Origin of the sequence: Micromonospora sp. NPDC049903 (genome assembly GCF_044460945.1) — a bacterium.
In the GTDB taxonomy this organism is placed as follows: domain Bacteria; phylum Actinomycetota; class Actinomycetes; order Mycobacteriales; family Micromonosporaceae; genus Micromonospora.
Map to the genome: position 1 here is coordinate 107099 of NZ_JBITKL010000001.1, position 13781 is coordinate 120879.

At 69.1% G+C, this 13781-nt stretch carries 11 protein-coding genes and 2 pseudogenes; 4 read left to right on the forward strand and 9 right to left on the reverse strand.

Translation table 11 applies throughout. From position 1 onward, the window contains the following. Positions 1-71 precede the first annotated feature (71 nt). The 7 genes and pseudogenes from ACIBO1_RS00530 to ACIBO1_RS00560 form a co-directional block, all read right to left on the reverse strand. Entirely contained in the window at positions 72-440 is a 369-nt protein-coding gene (locus ACIBO1_RS00530; protein ID WP_396740280.1) for a globin, read from the reverse strand. 220 nt (positions 441-660) lie between these two features. After that, complete coding sequence (locus ACIBO1_RS00535; RefSeq protein ID WP_396740282.1) at positions 661-1656, reverse strand: hypothetical protein; 996 nt, start codon at positions 1654-1656, stop codon at positions 661-663. Between the two features lie 70 nt (positions 1657-1726). Continuing rightward, positions 1727-2152, reverse strand: coding sequence for a hypothetical protein (locus ACIBO1_RS00540; RefSeq protein WP_396740283.1), 426 nt, complete (start codon positions 2150-2152; stop codon positions 1727-1729). A 127-nt stretch (positions 2153-2279) separates the two neighbouring features. Beyond that, complete coding sequence (locus ACIBO1_RS00545) at positions 2280-3557, reverse strand: FAD-binding oxidoreductase (protein ID WP_396740285.1); 1278 nt, start codon at positions 3555-3557, stop codon at positions 2280-2282. A gap of 146 nt (positions 3558-3703) precedes the next feature. Beyond that, positions 3704-3919, reverse strand: a pseudogene (locus tag ACIBO1_RS00550) (DivIVA domain-containing protein); the annotation flags it as partial. A gap of 232 nt (positions 3920-4151) precedes the next feature. Continuing rightward, the gene (locus ACIBO1_RS00555) at positions 4152-4964 is read right to left on the reverse strand and encodes a hypothetical protein (RefSeq protein ID WP_396740287.1); all 813 of its coding nucleotides are present in this window, start codon (positions 4962-4964) and stop codon (positions 4152-4154) included. A 61-nt stretch (positions 4965-5025) separates the two neighbouring features. Further along, complete coding sequence (locus ACIBO1_RS00560; RefSeq protein WP_396740289.1) at positions 5026-5487, reverse strand: glycine-rich domain-containing protein; 462 nt, start codon at positions 5485-5487, stop codon at positions 5026-5028. A gap of 416 nt (positions 5488-5903) precedes the next feature. On the opposite strand from ACIBO1_RS00560, the gene ACIBO1_RS00565 reads away from it, so the two are divergent. From ACIBO1_RS00565 to ACIBO1_RS00580, 4 genes and pseudogenes are all read left to right on the forward strand, one after another. Then, a complete protein-coding gene (locus ACIBO1_RS00565) occupies positions 5904-7166 on the forward strand; it encodes a hypothetical protein (protein ID WP_396740291.1) in 1263 nt (420 codons plus the stop codon). Continuing rightward, on the forward strand, positions 7163-7726 hold the full coding sequence (locus ACIBO1_RS00570; RefSeq protein WP_396740293.1) for a GNAT family N-acetyltransferase: 564 nt from the start codon (positions 7163-7165) through the stop codon (positions 7724-7726). Before ACIBO1_RS00565 ends, ACIBO1_RS00570 begins: the two co-directional genes overlap by 4 nt. A 494-nt stretch (positions 7727-8220) precedes the next feature. Further along, positions 8221-8718, forward strand: a complete 498-nt coding sequence (locus ACIBO1_RS00575; protein WP_396740295.1) for a macro domain-containing protein — start codon at positions 8221-8223, stop codon at positions 8716-8718. Positions 8719-8735: 17 nt separating this feature from the next. Then, positions 8736-11783, forward strand: a pseudogene (locus ACIBO1_RS00580) (DUF3427 domain-containing protein). A gap of 104 nt (positions 11784-11887) precedes the next feature. On the opposite strand, the gene ACIBO1_RS00585 reads toward ACIBO1_RS00580, so the two are convergent. Further along, positions 11888-12700, reverse strand: coding sequence for a hypothetical protein (locus ACIBO1_RS00585; RefSeq protein ID WP_396740297.1), 813 nt, complete (start codon positions 12698-12700; stop codon positions 11888-11890). Next, positions 12688-13692: a MarR family transcriptional regulator gene (locus ACIBO1_RS00590; protein WP_396740299.1), complete on the reverse strand. Its 1005-nt coding sequence runs from the start codon at positions 13690-13692 to the stop codon at positions 12688-12690. Before ACIBO1_RS00590 ends, ACIBO1_RS00585 begins: the two co-directional genes overlap by 13 nt. Positions 13693-13781: the final 89 nt, after the last annotated feature.

The window sequence follows — 13781 nt, forward strand, 5'->3', positions numbered from 1 at the left end:
CCTGCGCGTGCTCACGCCCCACGGCCCGGGCCGGCCGCGGTCCGCTCGCCGCGCGGCGCGCGGACGTCGGCCTACCCGCGCTCCGCGCCCACGACGCGCTGCACGGCGGTGATCGTGTCCACCGGCAGGTCCAGCCGCCACAGCACCGCCGCCAGGTAGTCGAGCACCCGCCAGTGCTGCTCCGTGGTCAACCCCAGCCGCCGCCACACCCCGCCGACCGACCCGATCGACCTCACCGGACCGCCCAGGGCCGGGGTCAGCTCGGCCGCGAGGCGGGTGGCGAGTCGCGGCCGGTCGATCCCCAGCAGGTACGGCGCCAGCTCCGCGTCGGCCGCCACGAGACGCATCCAGCGGTGCACCACCCCACGCACCCCGGCCGGCCCGAGCCAGTCGATCGCATTGCGCGAGCAGGCCACCAACTCCGTCGTCCGCATGACCATCAGTACGGACCGTCCTGGTTGATCAGTTCACTCGTCGTGCCCAGCCACCGGAAGTGCACAGGAGAAGTGACGGGCCGAAGCGGTCAGATGCCGGCTGCGGGCACTGTCGAGCTGAATGCATCAACGGATCGCCGCCACCTGGCCAACGGTCGAGTGCGGTCGCGGCGCGTGCTCGCGGAACCTGCTCACGGCCCGGCGAGAGTCGGCCGCCAACGGGCGGCTACTGCTGACGGTGCTGGATGGCCAGGCCGGTCCGTACCGTCAACGGATCGTCGAAGGCGGCCGGGAGTGCCGCCTCGACGCGCCGGGCCACGAGCTTGGGCATCTCCCTCGAAGGCGGTACGGCGGCGGCCTCGCGGTGCCACAGCTCGACGACGCGCTGGGGAAAGAGCGGGTTCGCCACGGACGCCTGCTCGATCGCGGCGGTAACCACCTGGCGCGGGTCGGCGGTGGCATCCATGTACAGGCGTAGCGAGCTCAAGATGCTCGGCATACGGGCGAAGTAGTTCGCGCGCGAGGCGTCCGCCATCGCGGCTCGAAGTTCCTCGACGATCTGGACCTCCCTCCGCAGCTCGTCCTCGACCGGGGTGCCCGACTCTTCCTGGCGGGCGATCGACCACCTGAGCAGGACTTTCGCTTCCGTATAGCGGAAGCAGCATTCGTACGCGGCGGCCAGCACGTCGGCGTAGAAGGGCGAGCGGCGTGCCACCTTCACCTTCTCGTCGGCGAGCTTCCACAGGTCGAACGCGCGGTCCGCAAGCGCTTCGGCATCGGCCGTACGAGCCAGAGCGGCCGCCGACGCGTAAGCCAGAGCGAACGTGGAGAAGACGCCGAAGTCCAGGTAGCGCCCGATGTAGCGGGCGGGATCCTCCCGCGCGAGCGCCGTCACACCGCCGAAGTTCGCGTGGCTCTCCCCGCCGCGTCCGGCATCGCACGCGGTCAGCCAGACCTCGTCGAGGAGCGGATCGAGCACCGGGCCGATCGCCTGACGGGCGCGCAGCAGGTGACGGAACCCGTTGTGCAGCGCCTCGATCCAGTCGGTGATCGGCCCAGGATAGGTGAGCATCGCCGCCAGCCAGTCCCGCCCGGGCGTACGCCGTAGGTCCAGGCCCTCCCCCAACAGCCGCCGGATGTGCAGGACCCACTCGGCCGAGCACTCACGTTCCTCGCCGGAGAGCTGGGTGGCGGCCAGCAACTCCACGGCGGCGACGATCATGTCATCGCCGCTCGGGCCGCTGACCGGGACACCGGGTGCCAGCTCGCCGCGGACCAGGTGTTCCAGGCGACTAGTCATTGAGGGCATCGTTGAGGCGCTCGGCCAGCGTCGCGGCCAGGTTCGGGGCGGCCTGCTTCGCCGCCCGGCGGGTGAGGCCGAGTCTGCGCAGCTCCTCCACCAGACCTTCCTCGTCCACGGTGACCCGCACCCGTGGTCGACCCCACTTGTGGATCTCGTCGAGGGCGGCCCGGACCGCGTCCTCCTCGGACTCCGGCGCAGACTCCGGAGGATTGGCGCGCATCCTGGCCTTCTCCTCGAGAAAACCCGTGGCGTACGCACTCACCACCCAGCCGATCAGCGACACCGCGGCGAGGGCGATCTCCGGTGCGGCGAAGCGTTGCTCGCCAGGGAGGGCACCCCGCATCGCCAGGTACTGCCCGTACGGCCGCAACTCGTCGGCCACCGTGTCGCGCAGCTCATCGAACAGGTCGGCCATCGGACCTCTCCCCCGGTTACCGTCGGCAGACATCGTGTCGCAGCCTGCCCTGCCGCTACCCACGTTATCGATCAGCGCAACTTGATGAATGCCGCCCGGTTCTGCCGATCCCTCTGCCGATCCAGGGTCATCTCCACGGGAGCCGGTCCGGAAGATGAAGCCGATCGACGGGTATCCCGGCGCGGGGAAGTCGTCGCCGGGCAACGTCGAGCATCGCGGGCGGACCGCAGACGTAGACATCCTGGCCGGGCCGGTAGTGAAAAAGCCCGAGGGTGAGCGCATCGCCCTGCTCCGCAGGGGTGACCGACGGGTCGTGGGAGAAGACCGGCACGACGGTCAGCCAGGGATGCGCCTGGTCGAGCTTGTCCAGGGTGATCGCGTCATAGAGGTCGGCGACGGTGCGTACGCCGACGATCAGGGTCACCCGCCGGCCGCCCGGTGCGGCGGCGACCTGCTCGACCAGGGCGCGCAGCGGGGCCAGCCCGGTGCCACCGGCCACCAGCAGCAGGTCCCGGCGAGGGACCGACGGCGAGACAGTCGGCAGGCTGAGGCCGACATCGACGGGTGGGCCGAGGTGGAGCGGGTCGCCGGGGCGTACCTCGTGGACGAGGCTGCGGGAGACGGTGCCGGCGGCCACCGCGCGGACGTGCAGCTCGACGGTGCCGTCGGGACGTGGGGCGTTGGCCGGGCAGTACCAGCGCCATCGGCCCGGATGCTGCGGTAGGCAGAGCGGCACCGCCTGGCCGGGCCGGAACGGCAGCGGGTGCCACGGGCGTACCGTCAGCATGGCGATGCCCTCGGCGGACAGGTCACGGCCGGTCACCTCGGCCGACCAGAACGCCGGCCCGTCGCCCATCCGCCCGGCGGCGCGCACGACGAGCGCCCAGGCCCGCCGCCACCGGCGCTCCCAGCCGACGTCGACCGGCGGTGGACAGAGGCGCGGTGCCACCGTCGCCAGGGCGGCGCCGATCAACGGACCGTGCTCGGGGCGCAGCCGATGCCGATGGTGGACCCGGCCGAGTACCGCCAGCAGCGCCCACCGCTCGGCCCGGTCACCGCCGCCGCCGACCAGCCGGGCCAGGGCGGCGACGACGAGCGCCAGCTCCGATGCCGGTAGCGGGCACCGCCCCGCCAGACTGGCCCGGAACTCGGTCGCCACCTCGTCGATCACCGCAGGGCCGCCGGTCGCGAGCGCTCCCGCCAGGTAGTCGCCGGCCCGCCGCCGCGACGCCTCCGGCAGCCCAGGCCACCCCTCCAACACCGGCCCGCCGCCCACGAGCTGCCGGATCAGGTGCGCGGCGAGCCGGTCCAGATCGACCCCGATGAGGTACGCGGACAGCTCCGCATCCGCCTGCACGAGCCGCAGCCACCGGGTGACCGCCGCCCGTGCCGCCGCCTCGGTCACCGGCGCTCCCCCACCGGGTGTGCGCGCCATGCCTGCCGGTTCTCGGTGCGCCGACTGCCGCTTTGCCGGCTCACGCCTTGCCAGCTCTCGGTCTGCCGGCCCTCGCCTTGCCGGTTCTCGCTTTGCCGGCTCACGCCTTGCCGGTTCTCGGTCTGCCGGGACTGCCACTGTCGCAACGCCTGCCGGACCCGCTCGGCCTCGGTGTTCGCCGTGACGAGCTGCCGTTGCAGGCGATCCAGCTCGTCGGCCACCCGGTCGAGGTAGTCGTACACCTGGGCCGGATCCAGTCCCCGCCAACGCCGGCCGAAGTCGACGGCCCGGACGTGGTGCGACTGGAGGCGTTCCCCGGTCACGTAGATCATCGCTGCGCTACCTCCTGCTCGGCGTTCACGTACGGCGGCCTCGGCACGCTCGTTCGCTCATGTGGTGCGGCACCGAGGCGGGCGGGGTCGGTACGCGTCGTTCGGGTCGACGCCACCGGCGCCCAGCACCCGCCCCGGGCCCTGCGCCCACTGTCGACTCAGCTCAGGTGTGCTGGTATGCAGCGATGATCGTGACGCGCATGCACGATCCGCATACGTACGGTGATGCAGATCAGGTGCTGGCTGGTTGCCGGCTCATGCGATGCGTGTGCCACTGGCGGGCGGCATCGAGAAGCGGTCCGCGATGAGGGGCCGGAGCGGTACGTTGCGCCCGTTCCCAGAGGTCGGCCAGGGCTGCGGCGAACGCAGTAACCGCCTTCGCGTCGGCTTCGACAAAGGCGGGGATTCGGGCGGCCCAGCGTTCGGCATCGGCGGGGCTGTGCCCGGCACGGATGAGGCGGACCAGCATGAACGCGGTGTCGATCCAGGCCGCGCCTCGACAGGGGGCGGACCAGTCGACCAACCGGAGCCGGTCGCCGAACAGGAAGTTCCGAGGTGTCATGTCGGTGTGCAGCAGAGTGTCCCCGTCGACCAACTCCGGAGCGATGAGCCCACGCCACCGTGCGGTGAACGGCTGCACCTCGACCGGCGGGCAGGGCGTCAGCTCGCGGGAGAGGGTGGCCAACAGGTCGGCGACGGCATCCAGATCCGGGGAGCCGGGAGCCAGCCTCGGGTAGCGGCCGGGCACGTGCTCGAAGCCGAGCAGAAGCCAGCCGTCGCGCTCGACTGTCCAGCGGAGGCGGGGTACGACGTCGGGAAGCCATCGGTTGATCCGGGCTTCCTTGCGATAGAGCCACGCAGTCCGGCCGTCGGCCTGCCCACCCTTGCAGAACACCCGCCCTGAGGGAGTCTCGAGCGTGACGGCGAGTTCACAGGAGGCCCCGTCCGACACGATCTCGGCCTGAACGGTACCGCCGGTATGCCGCTCGACCTCCCGACGCAGCGAGCCGGGGAGGTCGTGCCAGTGGTGGCGGTGGTGCGGCATCGGTGGCCTTCCGGGCGGCGGTCCTGGCCAGCGTAAGCCCGAGACCGCCGCCCCGGACGGATCAGCGGGTCGGGCTGTCGTGGCAGCCGGCGTGGCACTGACTGCACTCCGCAGATGTGCCACCCCATAGCTCATGGTCGACTGCGAAGCCGGCGGCGACGATGGCAGCGACCGTCCGGGAGATCGGAGCGCCGATCGGCTCGGGTCCAGAACGGCGTGAGCCCTCCGGGTCAGGTTCAGGCTGGTGATGGATGAACCGACCGGCGACGACCTGACAGAACTCGGCGTACTCCCGTGTGTGCAGGATGAACGTGTGCCAGCCGATGTCCACCAGGCCACTCGGACCGAGCGATTCGTCGTTGACGGCGCAGGCAACGAGAAAGGCAAGGGCCTGATCCAGGATCCGGGCCGGCAGGTCGGCGGCCAGTTCGGGATGGTCGCGGACGATGCGGGCGGTCAGCCGGGCGAACAGCTTCTCGGAGACGAGCGTCCGGCCAGTGCTGACTCGGTCGATGGTGAGCATCCTGCTCCTTCCGTCGGATGGTCTCCACGCAGGCTGAGTCCGACCATGCTCCGACGACATGACACCGTGAGAATGGTCGATATACGTGGCGCGCATACCGCGCGCCCACGAAACGGTTTGAATGGTTAGGCTCGATGGAGCGCAACGGACACAGCCACCCGCGAACGGCGAGGTTGCCGGTGACACCTGCGAACTGTCCCCGCTGCGGGGGACGCTTGGCCCGCGACAACGACAGCGGCCGATGCGCGCCCTGCCACGCCGCTGAACGCGATCGACTCAGCGCGCCGCCGGAGGTGCCCACTTCGTTCTGGTCGCACCCACCGCTGCGAGGGGCTCTCGCCGATCGACACCTCGGGCGGGTGATCCGGGCGTACCGACACCACCCGTACCACGGGCGAGCGGCATTGCCTCAGGCCGTGGTGGCGGGCTGGTTGGGCATCACGCAAGCACAACTCAGCCGCGTAGAGAACGGCCCGCAGTTGGTGCACCTCGACCGACTCTCACATTGGGCGACCCTGCTGAGGATTCCTGAGGCTCAACTCTGGTTCAGCCTTCCCCTGAGCAGGCCGGGGATGCAGACACGGCAGTTCGCAGCCGAGTTCACGTCCGACGAGCGTCCGGGGACCACGGACCCCGCCGTTATGCCAACTACTCTGGAGGCGACCCCCGACGAAGGAGGTGGCACCACGGATCGCCGCCGGTTTACCACCCTGGCCGCCCTTGCTGGCCTCGCGGGGAACGGTCTGCTCGACACATTGACGAAGGCTGACCGGGAGATCGACTCCATCGGCATGGAGCACATCCGTCTCGCCGGCTCCTTGGTCGAGCGGTTCAGACAGGCAGACGCCGCGCTGGGCGCAGATGAGTTGTGCGATGTGGCGATGAGAATCCACACCCGCCTCTCGGCTTGGGCGGCCAGCTCCCACTACGGTCGCGGCTTCGGGGACGCTCTCCAATCCGGGCTGGCCGACCTTGCCAACCAAGTTGCCTGGCTTGCAGTCGACGCAAACCGCCGCCAGCACGCACGTCCGTACCTGAATGACGCCATAACTCGGGCCAGGATCGCCGACGACCCTCACGAAGAGGTTCGTGCGCTGGCGTGTCTGTCCTTGTTGACTCGCGAAGACCACCCTGCCGAATCGCTGCACTGCGCTGAGGCTGGGCTACGTGCCTCCCGAGGCTGGGCTACAGCCCGTCTGAGAACCTTGTTGCGGCTGCGCACAGCCCACGCCTACGCACATCTGAACGACATAGGCGGCTTCAACCGAGAGATGACGAAAGCGCGTCACGAGTTCGACCATGGTCCGCACGAGGACGATCTGCCGTTTCTTCAGTTCGTCACCACCCAAGAGCTCACCGGCATCCAGGGGCTGTCGCATCTGGCTCTCGGCAAGCCGGCCCGCGCTGCGGAGTCATTTCGGGCCATCAGCAGCAGGCCGTCCGCCGGTCACCGCCGTAACCACATCTACTACACCGTTCGCCTTGCCGAAGCCGAGCTCCGGTGTGGTGACACCCATTCGGCTGCACATACAGGGCTGCGAACGCTGCCGGAGGTCAAGGCGCTCAACTCAGGACGGACCATGCGACATCTCGCTCAGGTCAAATCGCACCTCGGTCGTGAGCGGTCAGCCCCGGCACGCGAGTTTGTCGATGCATACAGAACGGCTTTCCAGAGATGAGCAACGAACTGGGGCTTCGGCACCACAACGCCGCCGAGGCACAAGCCCTGACCGACGAACTGGTCGAGGTATACCTCGACGCCCATGCCGACGATGGAGCGTTCTACAACGAGGAACGCTACCGACAGCAGCTTGCCGGACACATAAAGGTTTCCGGCTGGACGGTGGTCACCGCTCAAGTCGGCGGAAGCCTCGTGGGCTACATCTACGGATTCCCGCTGTCACCAAGGACTCGCTGGTGGGAGGGAATCCGAGGCGACGTTCCTCCGGGCTTCACCGAGGAGGACGGGCGACGGACCTTCGCGATCAGCGAGTTACTGGTGCGCGCCGACTCGCGACGCCAAGGTGTGGCGCGAACACTTCACGACCGGCTGCTCAGTGGCCGTACCGAGAAGCGCGCCACCCTGCTCGTCCGTCCCGACAACGCGATCGCCCTGCGCGCCTACGACTCGTGGGGCTGGACGCAGCAGGCCCGGTTGCGACCCGGTTGGGAGAACGCGCCGGAGTTCATCGTGCTCACCAAGGCGCTGCCCAGCGCGAACACGCATGGGCAGAGGTGACCCCGCACCGCGCAGCTGAGCGGGTTGTCTACGTCCGGCGGTTCGCCGCCTGATCCAGCGGCGATCTGAGTCGGTGATGTTCGTGACGGCGGCACTCATCCCATCCACCTCCTCGGCGCGCGGATGTAGCCGATGAGCGTGCACGCCACTTCCGAACGAAGATCACGCTCGATCCAGGATCGAGTGGTTTCCCAAGGGGGCTGGAAGGCACTCGATCCTGGATCGAGCGTGATCTTGCCGTGGAGGCGAGAGCATGGGCCTGAGCAAGCCGGTTCCACTGGGCGCAGGGGATCAACGACACGGAGGCGCGGCAACCCCGCTTCGGGCCGACCTTGTCTGGCAGGCAGTCGTGACCCTGCCCCGTCGCAATGACTGCCGCCGCGCCCCGCCTGATGAACGGTGAGTTGTAGCAGTGTCTACCCCTCACGGCTGCCCTCCGCCCGGTATGTCGGGCCCTACTGATACAACGGGTTCGAGCGGGAGGACGTAGTTTGATGATCACCTTGGGTCATGGGGACCTGCTGACCGCCGACGTCGACGCGCTGGTCAACGCCGTGAACACGGTCGGAGTGATGGGCAAGGGCATCGCTCTCCAGTTCAAGCGCGCCTACCCAGGCAACTACGCCGCTTACCGGGCGGCATGCGCGAAGAACGAGGTCCACCTGGGTCGGATGTTCGTTCACGACGCGGCCCGTCCCGGCCCTCGCAGATATGTGATCAACTTCCCCACCAAGGGTCATTGGCGCGCCGGCTCGAAGCTGTCCGACATCCATGCGGGCCTCGCTGACCTCGGTCGCGTGGTGCGCGAACGGCGGATCACCTCGATCGCAGTGCCCGCGCTGGGCTGCGGCCACGGCGGGCTTGCCTGGGCTGAGGTCCACCCGGCCATCGAGCGAGCCTTTGCCGAGCTTCCCGACGTGCGAGTGGTGCTTTTCGTCCCGAATGGAGAGCGCGAGACAACCGCCCCGAGAATTGGCAGGATCACCGGGTGACTGACCTTGAAATTGGCATGTACGAGCACGTCGTCACCCGTTAACTCGCCGATCGGCTCCAGCGTGTCGACCCTGCGCTGATCCAGCACGGGAAGCTCGATCCGGCTGACGCCCCGGATGCCCTGGCCCGCCACATCGCCACCCTGGCGCACCGCGCCCTGCACGCCGTCGGCGGTGGTGACGACAAGCTTCACCGTCAGGTCGAGTTGGCGAACCGCATCGCGGACGCCATCGCCACCCTCAGCCCGCAGGCAGCCACCGTCGATGACCAGGTCACCGACGCCAAGCATCTGCTGCACGCCATCGCCGCACCGCCCACCCCGCCGGCCGCGCCCGCCTTCCCGCAGCGGCCCACCACTCCGCTCTCCACCGGAGCGTTGCTGGTCAACGGCCGGCACCAGCCGCGTATCGGCCACGAGGTCGCCCACGAGATGGCCTCGGCGGTGCAGGTGGACCTGCTCTGCGCGTTCATCAAGTGGCACGGTCTGCTCCAGGTGCAGGGTGCGATCCGTGAGCTGATCGGCCGTGGCGGGCGGCTGCGGGTCATCACCACGACCTATCTCGGCGCGACCGACCAGCGCGCCCTGGACCGGCTCGCCGAGCTGGGTGCCGAGATCAAGGTGTCCTACGAGACCCGGACGACCCGCCTGCACGCGAAAGCGTGGCTGTTCCGCCGCCGTAACGGCATGACCACCGCGTACGTCGGCTCCTCGAACCTGTCGAAGACCGCGCTGATGGACGGCGTGGAGTGGAACGTCCGGATCTCGAACGTCGAGCAGCCGTACGTCATCGACACGTTCACCGCGACGTTCGAGGACTACTGGCACGATCCCGCGTTCGAAGATTACGACCCGGGCCAGGATGCCGAGCGGCTGCGCACGGCGCTGCGCGGGGAGCGTCGCGACGAGGCACCGACCGAGATCGCCAATCTGGACGTGCGGCCGTACCCGTACCAGTCGGAGGTCCTGGCCGCCCTCGACGCCGAGCGCAAGGTCCACGGTCGGTGGCGGAACCTGGTGGTGATGGCCACCGGCACGGGCAAGACGGTGGTCGCGGCGCTCGACTACCGCCGGCTGCACCGGGAGAAGGCCGTCGACTCGCTGCTCTTCGTCGCGCATCAGGAGCAGATCCTGCGGCAGAGTGTGGCGACGTTCCGGCAGGTCATGGGGGACGGCAGCTTCGGCGAGACGCTCGTCGGGGGCCGGGAGCCGCAGAACTGGCGGTACGTCTTCGCCTCCATCCAGTCGCTGCACCGGCGGGAGATCGACCCCGAGGCGTACGACATGGTGATCGTCGACGAGTTCCATCACGCGGAGGCGCCGACGTACGCCCGGTTGTTGGAGCGGCTGCGTCCGCGCGTACTCCTCGGATTGACGGCGACGCCCGACCGCAGTGACGGCGGCGACGTGCGGCGGTGGTTCGATGGCCGCGCTGCCGTGGAGCTGCATCTGTGGGAGGCGTTGGAGCGGCAGTTGTTGGCGCCGTTCCAGTATTTCGGCCTGCACGACGATGTGGACCTGTCGCAGTTGGGGTGGAAGCGCGGGCAGGGGTACGACCCGGCGGAGCTGGACGGCGTCTACACCGGCAACGATGCGCGGGCGCGGATGGTGCTGCGGGCGGTACGCGACACCGTGGACGTCGCGCGGATGCGGGCGCTGGGGTTCTGCGTCAGCATCGGGCACGCCGAGTTCATGGCGGACTGGTGCACTCGGCACGGTGTGCCATCGGCGGCGGTGACCTCGCGGACCAGTCCCGCCGAGCGGCAGGCCCTGATCAAGGGCTTGCGGGATGGCGCGGTCAGGGTTCTGTTCACGGTCGACCTGTTCAACGAGGGCGTCGACCTGCCGATGGTCGACACGATCCTGATGCTGCGGCCCACCGAGAGCGCCACGATCTTCCTCCAGCAGCTCGGCCGTGGGCTGCGCCTGGACGACGACAAGCCCTGCCTGACCGTGCTCGACTTCATCGGCGGGCAGCACGCCAACTTCCGCTTCGACCTGCGCTGGCGGGCCCTGACCGGGGTCAGTCGCCGCGCCATCACCGAAGCGGTACGCGACGACTTCCCGTCGCTGCCGAGCGGCTGCCACATCCAGCTCGACCGGGTGGCCAAGGACATCGTGCTGCGCAACCTGCGCTCGGCGCTGCCCACGTCGAAGCCCGGCCTGCTGGCCGAGCTGCGCCAGCTCGGGAACGTGCGCCTGGCCGAGTTCCTGCACGAGGCGGGTGTGGAGATCGAGGACGTCTACCGGTCGGCGAGCATCGGCGGGTGGACCGGGCTGCGGCGGCTCGCCAAGATGGAGACCTCGTCGGGAGGGCGGGACGACCGCGAGCTCGGCCGGGCGATCGGGCGGATGCTGCACCTGGACGACCTCGACCGACTCGACCTGCTGGACCGGGTGGCCGACGGCGAACGACCGGAGGCCGGACGGCTCTGGGACATGCTGCACTTCGACCTCTGGGGGCCGAACGCGCCCCTGACCGAGCGCGAGGCACGGCTGGCTCGCCTCTGGGCCGAGCCGACGCGTTGTGCCGAGCTACGCCAAGTGGCCGAGGTGCTGCGCGAACGCATCCACCGGGTCACCGAGCCGGTCGACGGGCTACCGCTACGGGTGCACGCGCGGTACAGCCGCAACGAGGCGTGCGCCGCCTTCGGCATGCCGAATCCGGGCTCGCTGCGGGAAGGCGTGAAGTGGCTTCCGGACGCCCAGGCCGACCTCTTCTTCGTCACACTGATCAAATCGGCGCAGCACTACTCCCCCACCACCATGTACGCCGACCGGGCCGTCACCGAGTCGCTGTTCCAATGGGAGTCGCAGAGCGCCACGTCGTCGGCGTCGCCGACCGGGCAGCGCTACCTCCACCACGCCACACGCGGCTCCACGGTGCACCTGTTCGTGCGGGAGACCCGGGTGCCGGACCGCGACCTGGGTGCACCTGCCTACCTGTACGCCGGGCCGATGACCTACCAACAACACACCGGTGACCGCCCGATGCGCATCATCTGGCACCTGGACCATCCGCTCCCCGCCGACGTGTACGCCACCGCCCGCACCATCGCCGCCTGACCGATCATGAAGAGCATGGCGGTGCACCTGTTCGACCCGCCGCGCCCACGCCGCCTGCACTGCCACGCTCCACGCCGCCGCCCGCACTATCGCCGACCGAGTAGCTACCAGACGGGCACCACCTCTCGCAGCAATGCCCGCAGCCGAGTTCGGTCCCCCACCCTGGGAGATGCCTGCTTGAGACCAGCCGCTTCAGGTGCACCGAAGAAGCGGTGAAGGACAGCGGCGGCTTGGCGCCCGGTAACGCTGCCCGGCCAGTCTGCGACCCGCAGCCCGGCGGCGTAAGCAGCGTTGATGAGACGCCACAAGTCAACGGCGTCCTTCGCCGCAAATCGTCCACGGTAGGCGAGCGCCTTCAGGCAGAGCGCAGACGTCACATCCGGGAGCACGACACGCAGGCTCAGACCCCTACCGCTGGTGAGCTGGACGTGGGCCGTGAGTGACTCGGCAGGTCGATGCAGAGCGAGCACGAGGCCCGGCACCTCGTCGACCACCAGATCGCCGTGCCGCTGGTTGGGCACCAACGAGTTCTGATAGGACGGCGCAAGAATGTCGACCACCAGCGTAAGAAGCCCCTGCGGATCTTCGACCTCGCGGGCGAACCGGTTAGCCGCCTCCCGCGATGCGTAACCCCGCGCGACGAGCGCGGCCGGTAGGCGGGGGTCTGCGATGACGGTCGGCAGGGCGGCGAAGTCGGCGTCCGCCGTCTCACGCAGGGGCACCTGCTCAGCGACGCCATGCAGTGCGACGAGGAGGGTGACCATGTGACCGCCAACGATGCGGTGATCCAGGTCCAGGGCCGTGGTGATGTCCGCCAGATCCGCAAGGGTGAGGAATCCGGCGTCTGCTGCTCGGCTGGTGGAGACAAGCGAGACGGAACGTGGCTCCGCTGGGGCCGGCCCGTTCATGCCGCGCACCTCCGCTCATGGTACCCGCGACGGAGCACATCCCAGACGCGTTGAGCGGCCTCGTCGCTGTCCGGACCAGGCGATCTTCCTACGTCCCAGAGGATCTGAAGCGGATCAACGAGCGGAATGCCTGGCGGCGTCTTGCCGGACGGCGGCCACAGACCCAGGTCTCTCGGCACGATGAGTTCGAGCGTCGCCTCTTCCTCGCCGGCAGGAACGAAGCCTGCGGCCGCCAGTTCCAACCCGGTATGCGCATACAGAATGGCACGGGTCGGGGCATGCCAAGGGGCGATGATGTCGGCCGCGACATCACCCGAGACCACAACGTGAGTCGCATCGGCAGTCGCGGCAAACTCCTCGATGACGGTCCGGGCCTGCTCGACCACGGGCCCCAAGCCAAGCCAATAGGTGCTGATGCCACCCGGCCCGGGATAGGTCGACAGCCACCACCGGATCGCCTCGTCAACGTCCCGCACGATCCAGCCACGCGACGAGCGGTGTACAAGGTCTTGGTCGGCCAGCGCAGCCAGCGCCTGGGAGACCCGGGGTTGGGAGATTCCGACGATGGCGGCCAACTCCCGCTGAGTGACGTATGGATGTTGGATCAGCCGGCGGACCAGGGTGAAGGTGCCCCATGGCACTCGACCGCGCGTGGTGGACCGCTTGGTCGTCTCGACCGGGGGCCGCAGCGCGACTCGTTCCCCATCGAGGCACAGCACACCCGTCACCTGCTGTCCGGTATCGACCAGCCATGACCAGCCCGCCGCCGCGATTGCTTGCCGCACCGCTACCGTCGCCGCTGGAACGATAACCAGGCACGGGTTCGGATGGCGGCTGATTGAGGCGGCAACGGTGCTCGGGGTCAGCGGGGTCGGGGACGCGATGATGGTCAGCGTGGCACGGGCTTTTCCGTAGCGCAGCTCGGCGCGGTCGGCACCGGTCGGCACGAGCGAAACACCCGCTTCAGTCAGGGCGCGCCAGACAGACTCCGATATAAGCATTACCCAACCCCCTTAGATAAAACTTATACCCCCTTGTCGCCGCACCCTCAGCCACATCGAGCACGACGCCGCCGCGCACGGCAGCGAGT